The 15,439-nt window shown below is 65.6% G+C and carries 13 protein-coding genes; 10 read left to right on the top strand and 3 right to left on the bottom strand.

Annotation, left to right across the window (positions count from 1 at the left end):
* Positions 1 to 24: 24 nt before the first annotated feature.
* On the top strand, positions 25 to 1,626 hold the full coding sequence (locus tag N8888_RS06225; protein WP_263177882.1) for an MASE1 domain-containing protein: 1,602 nt from the start codon (positions 25 to 27) through the stop codon (positions 1,624 to 1,626).
* A 194-nt stretch (positions 1,627 to 1,820) separates the two neighbouring features.
* On the top strand, positions 1,821 to 3,401 hold the full coding sequence (locus tag N8888_RS06220; protein ID WP_065176206.1) for an MASE1 domain-containing protein: 1,581 nt from the start codon (positions 1,821 to 1,823) through the stop codon (positions 3,399 to 3,401).
* Positions 3,402 to 3,440: 39 nt separating this feature from the next.
* On the opposite strand, the gene N8888_RS06215 is transcribed toward N8888_RS06220, so the two are convergent.
* On the bottom strand, positions 3,441 to 3,851 hold the full coding sequence (locus tag N8888_RS06215) for a hypothetical protein (RefSeq protein WP_227255205.1): 411 nt from the start codon (positions 3,849 to 3,851) through the stop codon (positions 3,441 to 3,443).
* A gap of 358 nt (positions 3,852 to 4,209) precedes the next feature.
* Here N8888_RS06215 and N8888_RS06210 point away from each other — a divergent pair, with 358 nt between their 5' ends.
* Together N8888_RS06210 and N8888_RS06205 are read left to right on the top strand one after the other, a co-directional pair.
* Positions 4,210 to 5,553, top strand: coding sequence for a diguanylate cyclase (locus N8888_RS06210; RefSeq protein WP_053516566.1), 1,344 nt, complete (start codon positions 4,210 to 4,212; stop codon positions 5,551 to 5,553).
* 86 nt (positions 5,554 to 5,639) lie between these two features.
* On the top strand, positions 5,640 to 6,101 hold the full coding sequence (locus N8888_RS06205) for a bacteriohemerythrin (RefSeq protein WP_053516564.1): 462 nt from the start codon (positions 5,640 to 5,642) through the stop codon (positions 6,099 to 6,101).
* On the opposite strand, the gene N8888_RS06200 is transcribed toward N8888_RS06205, so the two are convergent.
* Both N8888_RS06200 and N8888_RS06195 read right to left on the bottom strand, forming a co-directional pair.
* Positions 6,102 to 7,382, bottom strand: coding sequence for an MFS transporter (locus N8888_RS06200; RefSeq protein ID WP_053516563.1), 1,281 nt, complete (start codon positions 7,380 to 7,382; stop codon positions 6,102 to 6,104).
* A 149-nt stretch (positions 7,383 to 7,531) separates the two neighbouring features.
* Positions 7,532 to 9,028: an aldehyde dehydrogenase gene (locus tag N8888_RS06195; protein WP_263177881.1), complete on the bottom strand. Its 1,497-nt coding sequence runs from the start codon at positions 9,026 to 9,028 to the stop codon at positions 7,532 to 7,534.
* Between the two features lie 147 nt (positions 9,029 to 9,175).
* On the opposite strand from N8888_RS06195, the gene N8888_RS06190 reads away from it, so the two are divergent.
* From N8888_RS06190 to N8888_RS06165, 6 genes are all read left to right on the top strand, one after another.
* A complete protein-coding gene (locus tag N8888_RS06190) occupies positions 9,176 to 10,528 on the top strand; it encodes an omega-aminotransferase AptA (RefSeq protein WP_263177880.1) in 1,353 nt (450 codons plus the stop codon).
* Between the two features lie 63 nt (positions 10,529 to 10,591).
* The gene (locus N8888_RS06185) at positions 10,592 to 11,470 is read left to right on the top strand and encodes a ParB N-terminal domain-containing protein (RefSeq protein ID WP_263177879.1); all 879 of its coding nucleotides are present in this window, start codon (positions 10,592 to 10,594) and stop codon (positions 11,468 to 11,470) included.
* Between the two features lie 115 nt (positions 11,471 to 11,585).
* Positions 11,586 to 12,872 carry a DUF445 domain-containing protein gene (locus N8888_RS06180; RefSeq protein WP_263177878.1) on the top strand — a complete coding sequence of 429 codons (1,287 nt, stop codon included), beginning with the start codon at positions 11,586 to 11,588 and terminating at the stop codon, positions 12,870 to 12,872.
* Between the two features lie 275 nt (positions 12,873 to 13,147).
* Positions 13,148 to 13,462 carry a DUF3649 domain-containing protein gene (locus N8888_RS06175; RefSeq protein ID WP_053518219.1) on the top strand — a complete coding sequence of 105 codons (315 nt, stop codon included), beginning with the start codon at positions 13,148 to 13,150 and terminating at the stop codon, positions 13,460 to 13,462.
* Positions 13,459 to 15,087: a PepSY-associated TM helix domain-containing protein gene (locus N8888_RS06170; protein WP_065174728.1), complete on the top strand. Its 1,629-nt coding sequence runs from the start codon at positions 13,459 to 13,461 to the stop codon at positions 15,085 to 15,087. Before N8888_RS06175 ends, N8888_RS06170 begins: the two co-directional genes overlap by 4 nt.
* Positions 15,084 to 15,413, top strand: coding sequence for a DUF3325 domain-containing protein (locus N8888_RS06165; RefSeq protein WP_065181206.1), 330 nt, complete (start codon positions 15,084 to 15,086; stop codon positions 15,411 to 15,413). The genes N8888_RS06170 and N8888_RS06165 overlap by 4 nt, the downstream gene beginning before the upstream one ends.
* The last annotated feature ends 26 nt before the right edge of the window (positions 15,414 to 15,439 follow it).

Below are 15,439 nucleotides of genomic sequence, written 5' to 3'. Positions count from 1 at the left end.
CACAGGAGCAGGGGGAGCACGTGGATGCAGTGGTGGAAGGAAGGTCTACCGGTGAACATCCGGATCAGTCCCCAGGGACTGGTGCTGATGCTCATCTATGCCGTCGCCTGCGTGGCCACGCGCAAACTTTCGGTAGACCAGTTCTACCTGCCGGCAGGTGTGCGTGTGGCCGCCTTGCTGCTCTGTCCACCGCGCCTGTGGCCTTACCTGTTGCTGGGCGAGTACGCCTACTTCGCCCATCTGCGGATTCCGCTGCTCGAAAAATACGGGTTGGCATGGGTGCTTCTGGCCTCGGCATTTCTCATGCCGGCAGTGATGCTGATCGTACGCATGCACCAGAAGTTGCTTGCGCGCACCACGGTCCTCGGCGTGATCTCGATCGCGGTCTGTGCCGCGACGATCATCAGCCTGCTCAACCTCGGAATCTCGTACGTGCTCTGGGAGCCGCTGCATAACGCGTCGTTTATCACCAACGTAATGCGCTATGCGCTGGGCGACTTCACTGGGATCCTCATCCTGGCGCCACTCGCGCTGCTCTGGATCCGTCGCGCCGAGGAACAATGGACACCCCGGTCCGTTGCGGCCACAGTCGGAGCACTAGTAGCCATGCTGGTCATTGGCCTGCAGGCGACGCCGGTACCCGCCTCGATCACGGCCCCTGGCTCGCTGCAGTTGTTGTTGATCCTGCCTATTCCCGCAATCGCCCTGACCTGCCTGCTGGGATGGCGCGGGGCGGCCGTCGGTGTCGCCGCAGTGAACATGATTCTTGGTCTGAGCACCCCTTCTGACCACCCCGCATCATTCGATCAGGCGACCTTTGCCACCCAGCAGGCCATGGCCATCGCCAGCGTCGCCCTGTTGTTGCTGGGTGCGCGCATCACGCATTTCCAGAGCCAGCATCGGCTGCGTGAGGAAGACGGCAGAAACTCGATGAAACTGGCCCGCAGTACGCACATGGCCAGCGAAATGGATCTGCGAGAGCGAGCGGCGCACCTGCGCAGGCTGGGCGAGGGGATGGACCTGTCGCTCAACGAGATGGTGAACTGGCTGCACGCGCAAGGGCACCACGCTGTCGCCAACAGCCTGAAACACACATCAGAAGTCCATTCGCGCCAATTCCGCGCGCAGGCGAGCATGATCTACCCATCCGCCCTGGAGCGTCTCGGGCTTTACGTCGCTCTTCGTGCAGGTGGCGTGCGGGAGGCATGGGACAATACGCACCGGGTTACGCAGCCCCGGCTGACGGGCGACCCATGTCAGTTGGGAGTGGATCTGCAGCTGGCCGCATACCGGACCGTGGTTGAGGCCGTATCGTTGCTGCTCAGGTATGAGCCCGGTCAGATCTCCGTGCGCATCAGGTGCGGCGTCTTCAGACAGATGCACGGAGTACTGATTTCCGCCGCTCTTGTCGATCCTCACCATGCGCTTTCGCAACAGACTCAGGAACTGGTCCGTTCACAGCTATTGGGCCGGATCGTCGCCTATTCCGGGGTCGTCGATGTTCAGAAAAACAGGATCCGGATCGCCTTGCTGGATGGGCTGGCCACCTATCCGCAGGCCCCTCTGGCAGCACACTGTCCAGATGCGCCGTGGCCGTTCGACCAAGGTCGGCAATCTGCAACCTGACACAGAATTGCCAGTCAAAGCGCGATGGATGTCACTAATTCGCAGCAGTGCTGAACTGGTGTCGGCGGCAAAGAGCCAGGTAACGAAGAAGAGATCCGATTGCGTAGGCGGGAATCTGCCGATACTGTCGCCAGAGGTGTAGACGTCCAGAGTGGATGGAACGCCACCATGGTACGAGCAAGGGAGGCTTGGGATTGAACTGGTGGAAGAACGATGTCGAGCTGAGCTTCCGGATACGCCCCATCGGACTTTTCATCGCTGGGATGTACGCCGTCACGTGCTGGGCCGCTCGTCAGGTCTCGCTCGACCAGTTTTACCTGCCGGCAGGCATACGGGTCGCTGCGCTGCTGCTCTGCCCTCCCCGCCTCTGGCCCTATCTGCTGCTTGGCGAATATGCTTACTTTGCCCAGATGCGATATCCACTCATCGGGAAGTATGGGCTGGCTTGGGTGATCCTGGGCTCCGTGTTCCTCATGCCAGCAGTAGCCTTGGTCGTGCGGGCGCATCGCAGATTCATGACCGCGACAACGGAGGGCTGGCTTCTCTCGATGGCGGTTTCCGCCGCGCTCATCGCCACCGCATTGAAACTGGGCTTGGCCCACCTGCTCTCCGAGAACCCGTCTTCCGTGCCATTTGCGACACGAGCTGTCCGCTTCGTGCTCGGTGATTACATCGCAATACTGACTGTCGCCCCACTCGCACTGCTCTGGATCCGGCGCCGGTCACTGTACGAGTGGAAGTTTTGGAAGCACGCGCCTACCGTAGCCGCATTGACACTACTGATATCACTGGGCGCATTCATGGCCTCGGGTGTCGAGCTCCCAGATGCCACCAAGACATCCCTGCAACTGGTGATGGCTTTGCCGGTTGTTGCCTTGACCTGCATCCATGGCTGGCGAGGAGCAGCTGTGGGTGTTCCGCTGTTGAACATAGTGATTGCAATGACAACACCAGCATCAGGACTGCCTGGTTCGTTCGACCAGCGAACATTCATGATGCAGCAGCTCATTGCCGTTGCAGGGACGGCGCTTCTTCTACTCGGTTCCCGCATCACTCAGCACTATCATCAGCATGCGCGCCATGATCTGGATGGGAGTCAGACGGCCAGACTTTCGAGAACTGCTCATATGGCCAGCGAACTCGATCTGAGGCAGCGGGCGCTTGATCTCAGGAAGATCGCAGACGGCGTCGAGAAATCACTGAACCAGACTGCCGATCTTCTGAAAATGCACGGACACCATGCACCTGCAATGGATCTGCTGCACACCTCGACGACACATTCACGCCAGTTCCGTGAACTCACAAGCCTGGTGTATCCAACCGAAGTCGAGCAGGTCGGGTTGTATGTTGCCCTGCAGGTCAGCGGCATCAGCGAAAACTGGGACCGGACCAGCAGGGTTGCGCTCCCCCGCATGACGGGCGACCCCTGCAGGCTGAGCATTGCACTGCAGCTTGCTGCCTATCGAACCCTTACCGAAACGGTCGCACTGCTGCTCAAACACGAACGGGGGCAGATCCAGATCCAAGCACGCTGCGGCAGCCTGCATGGTCAACAGGGCATCCTGATCAGTGCATCTCTGTTGGACAGAGATCGCCACTTGTCGCTGGAAACCGCAAAACTGATCGTCGAGCGCCTGAGTTCACGTGCACTGGCCTATGGCGGTAAAGTGCAGACACGTCAGAACCGCGTAAGAGTGCTACTGCAGGAAACGGCCACGGGTGCAACCCACGGCAGCACGCATGCAGCGTGGATTGCTCGCGCCGACATCACCTGACTCTCACTCATCCGCCTCGATCAAGGAAAAGATCATGCTTCAGCGACTCGTAGCCGGCAGTTCGATCGCCCACGTTGCGTTGCTACCAGCACCATAGACGACCAGCGAGAACTCGGCTTGCCTGAGTACCACATGCCGCTGGGACTTTTCCGGCAATGCCAGCCGCTGCGACGGCAATGACACGGTAATCGGACTTTTGCCGGCCGGGAGCGTCCAGAACGTGGTGTCAACCTTGCCGATTATCAGCAGGACCTGTCCGGAGAGGTCATTCACCTGATAATAGTTGATTCCCTCACGCTCGAACCCATACACCAGCCAGTTCGGATCTGCACTCAGATTCGTCGCTGCTGGACGGGACTCACCAAGCCCCGCCTGAGCCATATGTGTTCCGTTGTCGTCACTCGGGCAGCATGCCGCCTCGGCGACGGCAGGTGCGGACAACAGAGTCATTGCAGGCATCAAAAAACGCAGACCAGAGAAATTCACACTCACCCCCGTGTTCGGTTGGACAACGCCAGGCAAACTCACTTCGCCACCCCATGACTGGATGGGCTCTCGGCCTCGCTTGCGGGCTGCCTCAGCCGGACGGAGTCAACCTCAGGCCGCCGGCAGGGTGGCGCAGCCAGCATAACCATCATCCAGCACCAGCGCCACGAGCAGAACTTCCGCCACTCCGCTCGTCGGGCCCCGACACTGAACGTGTCGGCCGGCGTTCACGCGATGACAACGCATGCGGTACCACCACTAAAGTTACGGCCGAAACCGCCGCTACTCGTGCCAAGACTTCCCTGACGTGAGCCTCCGCATCATGCCCGTCCTGCCGCAGGCCGCCGTCGATGGCGACCTCGCCGATCCGCTTCCGCAGCGGATCCTGCTGGTCGAAAACTCCCGTGCCTTCACCGGCATGCTGCGCGAGGCGATCGAACAGCGCCTGGAGCTGCCCGTCGTGGTCGCTTCCACCCTGGCCGAGGCCGACCGCCTGCTCAATGAGAGCGGCGGCTGGTTCCTGGTCCTGACCGGCCTGGTTCTGGCCGATGGCGACAGGGACGCGGTGGTCGAATTCTTCCTGAAACGCGATCTGCCCACCGTGGTGGTCAGTGGCGTGTATGACGAGGATCTGCGCAAGCGCGTGCTGCAGCAGCAGATCATCGACTACGTCCTGAAGAACACGCCCGGCAGCATCGACTATCTGGTGTGGCTGGTGCAGCGCCTGGAACGCAACCGTCGCATCGCCGCGCTGGTGGTGGACGATTCGCCCTCGGCACGCGGCTATGCGGCCGCGCTGCTGCGCATGTACGGCCACGAAGTGTACGAGGCTGCCGATGGCAATGAAGGCCTGGCGGCGATCGAGGCCCATCCTGCGATCCGGCTGGCGGTGGTCGACCAGGAGATGCCAGGCATGCAGGGCGTGGAATTCACCCGCCGCCTGCGCACCCTGCGCTCGCGCGACAAGGTGGCGGTGATCGGCATTTCCGGCAATACCGACGCATCACTGATTCCGCGCTTCCTGAAGAACGGCGCCAACGACTTCCTGCGCAAGCCCTTCTCGCGCGAGGAATTCTTCTGCCGCGTGTCGCAGAACGTGGACCAGCTGGAGCTGATCGGCACCCTGCAGGATCTGGCCACCCGGGACTTCCTGACCGGCCTGCCCAACCGCCGCTGCTTCCTGGAACAGAGCCAGCGCCAGCTGCCCCAGCTGCAGACCCATGGCCAGAGCGTGGCGGTGGCGATGATCGACATCGATCACTTCAAGCACATCAACGATACGCACGGCCATGAGGCCGGCGATGACGCCCTGCGTGCCGTGGCCGGGGCGGTGGCCGTGCATGCGCGCAGCCAGGACTTGATCGCGCGCTTCGGCGGTGAGGAGTTCTGCCTGCTGGTGCCGGACATGGAGCAGGACGAGGCAATGCTCTACTTCGAGGAACTCCGCCAGCGCATCGCGGCGCTGGAAGTGGATATCGGCACCGCCACACTGCGCATGACCGTCAGCATCGGCCTGTGCTGCCTCCGCCCGCAGCGCGATGCGCTGCATCGCCTGATTTCCGAGGCCGACCGTCAGCTGTACCTGGCCAAAGCCGGTGGCCGCAACCGGGTCAGCTGCACCACCATGGGCAGCCCGCTGCGTCCGCGCGAGCCCGCCCTGCCCTGATCGATCCGCTTTGATCCAGATCAACGCTGCCTGCCGGCAGCAGCCCTACAGTCGGCCCCGACATCACGCATGAAGGGGAGCCGGGGATGGCATTACTGGTCTGGCAGGACGATCTGAACATCGGCATCGATGTGATCGACCAACAACACCGCCGCATCATCGAGATGCTCAATCACCTGCATGTGGCCCAGGCCAGCATGCAGCGTGCTGCTGTCGGCGAAGTGATCGACGAGGTGGTTGATTACACCATGTCGCACTTCGCGTTCGAAGAAGAGCTGATGGAGGAAGCCGGATATCCGTTCTGCGCTGCCCACAAGCGCGTGCATGAGGTCTTCATCAAGCGCGTGGCCGAGTACCGGCTGCGGTTCCAGGCCGGCGAGGACATCAGCGACGAGCTGCGCACGATGCTCTCGCGCTGGCTGTTCAACCACATCCGCGGCGACGACCAGGCCTACGCCGAACAGGTCAAGTCACATCTGAACCAGTTCACCCGTGAACACCAGGGCGGGGGCTGGCTGGGCCGCACGCTCAAGCGGATCTTCGGCTGATCAGCGCACGCGACGCTGCAGTGCCACCAGCGCGGCCAACGTCGCAACCGCGGTCAGGCACAGGTAGTAGCCGACCGCGACCAGGCCGAAGCGCTCGGCCAGCCAGGTCGCCAGGTACGGAGCGGGCGCCGCACCGAGAATGCCGGCCAGATTGAACGACAGCGATGCGCCGGTATAGCGCACTTCGACCGGATAGATCTCGGCCAGGAATGTGCCGCAGGGGCCATAGGTCAGGCCCATCAGGAACAGACCCAGGCACAGGAAGCCCAGCACCAGCCACGGGCTACCGGGCTGGAACAACGGCGCAAACAGCAGGCCGAAGCCCAGGATCAGCAGGCTGGCCACGATCATCGTCCGGCGGGTGCCCCAACGGTCGCCGTAGCGCGCCGACAGCGGGATGCCCAGCGCGAAGAACAGCATGGCGGCCATCTGCATCAGCAGGAACTGCTCGCGGCTGTAACCGAGTACCGCCGTGCCATGGCCCAGGCTGAATACCGTCATCAGATAGAACAGCACGAAGGTGGCGAATGCGCCCAGCGTACCCAGCAGCATCGGCACGGGATGGTCGCGCAGCACCGTCCACATCGGCAGCCGCACCGGCGCTCTGCGTTCCAGTGCCTTCTGGAAGTCCGGCGTCTCATGGATGTTCAGGCGCACCCACAGGCCCAGCCCGACCAGCAATGCGCTGGCCACGAACGGAATACGCCAGCCCCACTGCAGGAAGTCGTCCTGCCCCATGCTTCGGCCCAGCACCAGGAAGATGCCTGCCGACAGCAGGAAACCGAGCGGCGCGCCCAGCTGCGGGAACATGCCGTACCACGCGCGCTTGCCCGGTGGTGCGTTCTCGGTTGCCAGCAGCACCGCCCCGCCCCACTCGCCGCCCAGCCCCAGCCCCTGGCCGAACCGGCACAGCGCCAGCAGCGCCGGAGCCCACAGCCCGATCTGCGCATGGGTCGGCAGCAGGCCGATTGCGACAGTCGACAGTCCCATGGTGAGCAATGCCGCGACCAGGGTGGCCTTGCGGCCGATGCGGTCGCCGAAGTGGCCGAATACCGCCGAACCCACCGGCCGCGCGATGAACGCCACGGCGAACGTGGCCAGGGATTGCAGCAGCGCGGCCTGGTCACTGCTTTCCGGAAAGAACAGATGCGGGAACACCAGCACCGCGGCGGTGGCGTAGATGTAGAAGTCGAAGAACTCGATGGTCGTGCCGATCAGGCTGGCCAGCAGTACACGGCGAGGGGAATTCACGGGTGACGCGGCAGCGGTGATCGTCGACATCGGCAAGGCAGGCAATCCGGATCGTCCGATTCTGCCACGCATGACCCGGTAGGCGTGACGATGGTTTCAGCCGACACGGATGCAATCACACGCGATCCGATGTGTTCAGGGCGGTGGTGCCGCCGCTCCCTTCGGGGCGCGGCCCGCTGCTACAGCTGGATCCAGGTGGCCTTGATCTCGCTGTACTTGTCGAAGGCATGCAGTGATTTGTCGCGCCCACTGCCGGACTGCTTGTAGCCCCCGAAGGGGGCGGTCATGTCACCGCCGTCCCAGCCGTTGACCCAGACGCTGCCCGCGCGCAGCTGCCGCGCAACCCGGTGTGCCCGGCCCAGGTCCCGCGTCCACACGCCCGCCGCCAGGCCGTAGCGGCTGTCATTGGCCAGGCGCACCGCTTCGGCCTCGTCGTCGAAACCCAGCACCGCCAGCACCGGACCGAACACCTCCTCGCGCGCCAGGGCCTGTTCCGGCCGGACCTGGTCGAACACGGTCGGCTGCACGTAGCAGCCGCCTGCTTCCACCTCGGCGCGGCGTCCCCCCAGCAGCAGGCGCGCTCCGTCAGCTTCGGCCATGGCGATGTCCGCCAGTACCTTGTCCACATGCGCGGCATCGACGAGGGCACCCATCGGTGCGTCGGCCTCCAACGGGTGACGCGGCTGCATGCGCTGGCCATGGGCGATCACCCGATGCACGAACTCCTCGCGGATCGAACGCTGCGCCAGCAGCCGCGAGCCGGCGGTGCAGACTTCTCCCTGGTTGAAGAAGATGCCCTGCGCCACCCCCTTGGCCGCCCGCTCCAGGTCGGGCGCATCGGCAAACACGATATGCGGGCTCTTGCCGCCGCACTCCAGCCAGGCCCGCTTCAGATTGGAGCGCCCGGCATGCTCGAGCAGCTTGGCGCCGGTGGCGGTGGAGCCGGTGAAGGCCAGCACGTCGACATCCCTGTGCAGCGCCAGCGGCTCGCCCACGCGGGCACCATCGCCCGGCAGAACGTTGAGCACGCCATCAGGCAGACCGGCCTCGCTGGCCAGCGCTGCCAGCCGCAACGCCGTCAGCGGCGAGCGCTCGGAAGGCTTGAGGATCACCGAATTGCCCATGGCCAGCGCCGGCGCGATCTTCCAGCAGGCCATCAGCAACGGGAAGTTCCACGGCACGATGGCGCCGACCACACCCGCAGGCTCACGCGTGACCAGGCCCAGCTCCCGGGGGCCGGTCGGTGCGATCTCTCCGTACAGCTTGTCCACCGCCTCTGCGGTCCAGGCCAGGCAACGCACCACGCCCGGCAGGTCGATGCGCCGCGCATCGCGCACCGGCTTGCCCATGTCCAGCGTTTCCAGCAGGGCCAGTTCGTCGGCATGCGCTTCCACCAGCGCCGCCAATGCCAACAGCACGCGCTTGCGTTGCGCAGGGCTCACCTGCGACCAGTGGCCGGCCTCGAAGGCGCGCCGTGCCACCTGCACGGCACGCTCCACGTCCTGCGCGTCGCAGTCGGCGACGGTGCCAAGCACGCGGCCGTCGATCGGGCTGACGCAGTCGAAGCGGGCACCGCTGGCGGCATCCACGTAGCGGCCCGCGATGAAGGCCTGGCCGGGAATGGAGAGCTGGCCGGCCAGCGCCTGCCAGTGGCTGCGGTCGGGGAAATCGGCCATGACAGGATCCTGCAGTGCGTGTCGTTCCGGTTATACCGGTGCCGCCGCGACCTCGCCGTGACAGGCCATGCCCCGCGTGCACGGCGGGCATGGCCCGGGCGATGACGGCTGCGCTACAGTCCCTGCATCGGACCCGACGGAACCGGCATGAAGAACCCCGCGAGCGACGTGCACGAGCTGGCCATCCAGCGCCCCGACTCCCTGGAGGCGTACTGGATGCCCTTCACCGCCAACCGCCAGTTCAAGGGCGCGCCGCGCATGCTGGTACGGGCCGAAGGCATGCATTACGAAGACGTGGACGGGCGCCAGGTTCTCGATGGCACCGCCGGCCTGTGGTGCTGCAATGCCGGCCACGCCCGCCCGCGCATCGTCGAGGCGATTGTCGAACAGGCACGCACCCTGGATTACTCACCCGCCTTCCAGATGGGTTCGCCACCGGCATTCGCGCTGGCGCAGCGCCTGGCCGCGCTGGCTCCGGCCGGGCTCAACCACGTGTTCTTCACCAATTCGGGCTCCGAGGCGGTGGATACCGCGATGAAGATCGTGCTGGCCTATCACCGCCAGCGCGGCGAAGGCCAGCGTACCCGTTTCATCAGCCGCGAGAAGGCTTATCACGGTGTGGGCTTCGGCGGCATGGCGCTCGGCGGCCTGCCCAACAACCGCCGCCAGTTCGGCCTGCAGCTGGCGGGCGTGGACTATCTGCGGCACACCCTGGATCTGCAGCGCAACGCGTTCAGCAAGGGCCTGCCGCGCCAGGGCGCGGAACTGGCCGACGATCTGGAGCGGCTGATCGGCCTGCACGACGCGTCCACCATTGCGGCCGTGTTCGTCGAGCCCATCGCCGGTTCTGCGGGGGTGATCCTGCCTGCGCCCGGCTATCTGCAGCGGCTGCGGGAAATCTGCGACCAGCACGGCATCCTGCTGGTGTTCGACGAGGTCATCACAGGTTTCGGCCGGGTCGGCATGCCGTTCGCCGCGCAGCGTTTCGGCGTCACGCCGGACCTGCTGACCTTTGCCAAGGGAGTCAGCAACGGCGCGGTTCCGCTGGGTGGCGTGCTGGCCAGCGATGCGGTGCACGCCGGCCTGATGCAGGGCCCGGCACAGGCCATCGAGTTGTTCCATGGCTATACCTATTCGGGGCACCCGCTGGCCTGCGCGGCAGCCCTGGCCACACTCGACGTCTATGCAGAGGAGCGCCTGTTCGAGCGCGCCATCGAGCTGGGCGAGTACTGGCAGGAGCGGCTGCACGCCCTGCAGGGGCTCCCCAACGTGATCGACATCCGCAACTTCGGACTGGTCGGTGCGGTCGAGCTGGCCCCGCGCAAGGATGCTCCGGGCAGCCGTGGTCACGAGGTCTACCGGCGCTGTTTCCACGACGGCGGACTGCTGGTGCGCTGTACGGGCGACATCATCGCGCTGTCGCCGCCACTGATCGTGGACGAGCCCCAGATCGACCAGATCACCAGCACTCTGGGCGAGATGATCCGGGCCACCGCGTAAGCCCGGGCCGGCGACAGCAAGCAGGTACAATGGTCGGTTCCGTTCCTGCCCGTTGCCGTGCCCATGGACATCGTCGTCAAAGAAGAACTCAAGGCCTACATCGACCCGCTCACGCCCGACGAACATGAGGCGCTGGAGCGCAGCATCCTCGCCGAGGGCTGCCGCGATGCACTGGTACTGTGGGGCGATGTCCTGGTGGATGGCCATAACCGCTACGGCATCTGCCAGAAGCATGGCCTGCCGTTCAACACGGTGCAGAACAGCCGCTTCCAGAGCATGGAGGACGTGCACCTGTGGATGATCGAACAGCACCTGGGCCGCCGCAGCGTGTCCGATTTCCAGCGCGGCGTGCTGGCCCTGCGCAAGCGCGACATCCTGTCGGCACGCAAGCAGATCGAGCAGGCCCAGCTGCAACGCGAAAGCGATGGCACCGCCGCATCGGCCGACGATGCCGGTGAAGACAGCCCACCGTGGGAACCCGCGCCGAAACTCAGCCGTGCGGAACTGGCCCGCGAAGCGAAGCTGAGCACCAGCCAGGTCGGGATGATCGAACGCATTCACGCGCAGGCCGCCGCCGAAGTCGTGGAAGCGGTCAAGGCCGGCGTGATCTCGATCAGCGCGGCCGCGGCCGTGGCCGACCTGCCCGAGGAAGAGCAGCGCGCGGCAGCCGCAGGCGGCAAGGACGAACTGAAGCAGGCCGCCAAGCGCGTACGCGAGTCCAAGCGCAAGCCGCGCGCGGCGAAGCCAGAACCGGCGGAAATGGCATTCGATGAGCCCAGCGAGGACGAGATCGCCCTGCGCGATGCGGAAGTGCTGTCCGCGCTGGAGCAGTTGGGTGAGGATGCGCCGGCGCTGCGCCGACGCGTCGTCGCGCTCACTCGCGAGAACGATGCCCTGCGCACGCAGCTGGCGGCATTGCGCAGGCAGCTGGAAGCGCTGTAACGAATGGGTAGCGCTGGGCGATGCCCGGCGAGCGCAGCGGGCCCTGAAAAGCCGCCGGGCATGGCCCGGCGCTACCGATGCGCCGGCATCATCCGGTGGCGGTTAGACTGCCGCCATGACGTCCGCAATCGATCCGCGCCGCGCCCAGCTGCGACGCCTGAAAGCCATCGCCCTGGGCCTGCTGGTGTTGATGTTGGCCGGTTTTGCGGTCAGCCACTGGCAGGGCGAGCGCGGCGCCTGGGCCTGGGTATCCGCCTTCTGCGAGGCGGCAGCGGTGGGCGCGCTGGCAGACTGGTTCGCGGTGGTCGCCCTGTTCCGCAGGCCGATGGGGCTGCCGATTCCCCATACCGCCATCATTCCGCGCAGCAAGGAGCGCATCGGCGACAGCCTGGCGCTGTTCGTGCGCGATCAGTTCCTGGAACCACAGGTGCTGCTGGCCAAGCTGAAGGTGTTCGATCCGGCTGGCCGTCTCGGCAGTTGGCTGGCCGAACCGGCACGCGCACGCATGCTGGCCGACATGGCACGCGGCTGGGCGTTGCAGGCACTGGACTTCTTCGATGAACGCGCGGTGCGCCGGCAGCTGCACGCGTTCGTGGTGCAGCAGTTGCGACAGTGGAACGCGGCATCCACCGCCGGCGAGCTGCTTGCCCTGCTGACCGCCGACGGGCGCCACCAGCGTGTGCTGGACGAGGGCCTGCAGAGACTGGGACGCTGGCTGGAGCAGCCGGAAGTGAAGGAGCGCGCGTCGCAGCTGATCGTGCGCTACATCCAGCGCGAATGGCCGACGCTCTCAAGCACGGTGAACTGGGTGAAACCCATCGACGAGATCGGTGACAGCCTGGCCGAGCGGCTGGCACGCGCCGTGCTGGAGGAGCTGCAGCAGGTACTGGCCGAGCCGCAGCATCCGCTGCGGCAGGATTACGAGGCGTGGCTGGGCAACTACGTCCAGCGCCTGCGCGAAGACCCGGCGCTGGCCGAGCGCATCGAACAGCTCAAGCAGGAGATGATCGACCATCCTGCCCTGCAGGAGTATGTGCAGGGGGTCTGGGCACGCATCCACGCCAGTCTGCGCGCCGACCTGCAGCGCGAGGATTCGGCGCTGGTCGGCCACCTGCAGCGCAGCCTCGCCTCGCTGGGAAGCACCCTGCAGTCCGACCCGGCACTGCGCGATGCACTGAACCAGCATCTGCTGGAAGGCGCACAGCGCCTGACCGGGCGACTGCGCGAGGGGGTCACCACGCACATCGCACAGACGGTCAGGGGCTGGGACGAGCGCCATCTGGTCGAGCAGCTGGAACTGAGCGTCGGCCGCGACCTGCAGTTCATCCGCTTCAACGGCACGCTGGTTGGCGGCCTGATCGGCCTGCTGCTGCACGCGGCAACGGTGGTGTTCCGCTTCTGAGCGGCGGGTCCGCTGACCTGCTGCGTGGGCACGGAACGACTCCTCTTTCGTCACGCAGCCTTGATTAACAGAATGCGAATGCCTATCATTTACTGATCGGTGGTGCGCTTGGCCGCACGGGCAAGGAAGACCTGTCCGGTGCCATGTACAGCCCTGACCTCCGGCTGCCCGTCTGCGCGGGCAGCGCTGCATTGATGGGACACGCTGGGCGACGTGCGCGGGGCGCAAGGGGGCCGCATGCGCGTTCGATCCCCTCCCCGACCGACAGGACCACCGTGGACCGCTCGCCCGCAACCGCCAGCTCCCGTGTTTTCTTCCGCAACCCGCGCTGGGGCATCCTGTCGCGCTCGCTGGCCGCGATCTTCGGTGGCTATGCGCTGGCCTCCATGACCGGCGTGTTCTGTGCCGTCGTCCTGCCGGGCGCGCGGGGCCAGACCGTGCTGACCGGCATGCTGCTGGCCATCCTGGTTGCCGCCTGTGCCGCGCTGTGGGCATTCGCCACCCGCAGTGCCCTGCGTGCGTGGATCGGCATCCTAGCCCCTGCCCTGCTGATGGCCGGCATCGCGCGGCTGATGGGAGCCTGGGCATGAAGAACGGATTCCGCCAGTCGATGGCCTGGCTGCACACCTGGACCGGCCTGCTGGTCGGCTGGCTGCTGCTGCTGATCTTCATGGCCGGTACCGCAAGCTACTACCGTGAAGAGATCAGCCGCTGGATGCGCCCGGAACTGCCGGCCAGCACCGTCAGCATCGATGTGGCCGCGCAACGCAGCGTGGACTACCTGCAGACCCATGCGGCGCAGGCCCAGACCTGGTTCGTGACCCTGCCGCAGCCGCGCAACCCGGCCATGCAGCTGTTCTGGCGCCTGCCACCCGAGCTGGCCGATCCAAGCCGTGGCCGACGCGGTGCCTTCGGCGATGCCACGCTCGACCCGAACACCGGCGACGAACTGAACGCCCGCCAGACGCGCGGCGGAGATTTCTTCTACCGCCTGCATTTCGACCTGCACTACATCCCCGTGCTGTGGGCCCGTTACCTGGTCGGCTTCTGCGCCATGTTCATGCTGGTGGCCATCATCACCGGGGTGATCACCCACAAGAAGATCTTCAAGGACTTCTTCACTTTCCGCAAAGACAAGGGCCTGCGCTCCTGGCTGGATTTCCACAATGTCAGCGCGGTGATGGCGCTGCCCTACCACGCGATGATCACCTACACGGGCATCGTCACCCTGATGATCATGTACCTGCCCTGGGGCGTGAAAGTGGCCTACCCGCAGGATGAGGACAAATTCTTCAGCGAAGCCTTCGGTGGCCTGCCTGAAGTAACCGCGCCGGCCGAAGGCCGCGCCGCGCCGCTGCCGATCGCCCGCCTGCTGGACGATGCGCGCGCCCACTGGCATGGCGCCGAAGTGGCCGGCTTCACCGTGTCCAATCCGGGCGCGCGCAACGCGGTGATCGACATCCGCCAGCGTGACGGAAAGCGTCTTTCCATCGACACGCCTTCGCTGCGTTACGACATGGTGGACGGCAGGCTGCTGGAACAGACCCCGGCCTCCGGTGGTGCCACCGCCACCCGTGGCGTGCTGTATGGCCTGCACCTGGCGCGCTTCGCCGACTGGGGGCTGCGTGCGTTGTTCTTCCTGTCCGGCCTGGTCGGCTGCCTGATGGTGGCCAGTGGCGTGGTGCTGTGGGCAGTGAAGGAACGACCGAAGCATGCCAAGAGCGGGCGCACCGGCTTCGGCCTGCGCCTGGTCGATGCGTTGAACATCGGTACCGTGGCCGGCCTGCCGATCGCCTTTGCCGCCTACTTCTGGGGCAATCGGCTGCTGCCGCTGGATCTGGCCGATCGCTCCAATGCCGAAGCCAACGTGTTCTTCTATGCGTGGGGCGGCGCCCTGCTGGCCGCGTTCGTCTGGCCGAAACGGGTGATGTGGACGTGGCAGCTGTACCTGGGCGCAGCCGCATTCGCGCTGGTTCCGGTGGTCAACGCGCTGACCACCCACGCCCATCTGGGCATTACCCTGCGCAGCGGCGACTGGGTGCTGGCGGGCTTCGACCTGTCGATGATCGCCTTCGGTGCGATGCTGGCGCTGTGCGGCTGGCGCATGCAGCGCTGGACGCCACCGCTGTCTGCGGCCGAGAAGAAAAAGCGTGCCGCGGCAACCGTTGCGCCCAGGGCACCGACCGAAGCCACCGAAGTGGAGGCCAGCGCATGATGCTGCTGGCGCTGGCGCTTTCCTTCTCTGCGTTCACCGCGTTGTCGCTGGCGATGGAAAGGCACCAGCACGATCTGCACGGCAAAGCCGCCGCCGTTCCGGCACGGCGCGCCCAGTGGCGGGCGCTGGGCTGGTTGCTGCTGGCGGTCACCTTCGCCCTGTGCGTTGCCGACCATGGCTGGGCCATGGGCCCGGTGCAGTGGCTGGGCGTGATGACGGTGGGCGGCGTGACGCTGTCGTTCGGGCTGTATCCCTACCGGCCGCGGTGGATCGTGCCGCTGGCGATCACCCTGCCGTTGCTGGGCCTGGTGGTGGCGCTGGCATAGCCGGTAGCGCCGGGCCATGCCCGGCG

The sequence above is a fragment of the Stenotrophomonas maltophilia genome (assembly GCF_025642255.1).
GTDB lineage: Bacteria > Pseudomonadota > Gammaproteobacteria > Xanthomonadales > Xanthomonadaceae > Stenotrophomonas > Stenotrophomonas maltophilia_P.
Note: the sequence above shows the minus strand (reverse complement) of the source record. Positions and strands in the feature narration are given on the sequence as shown.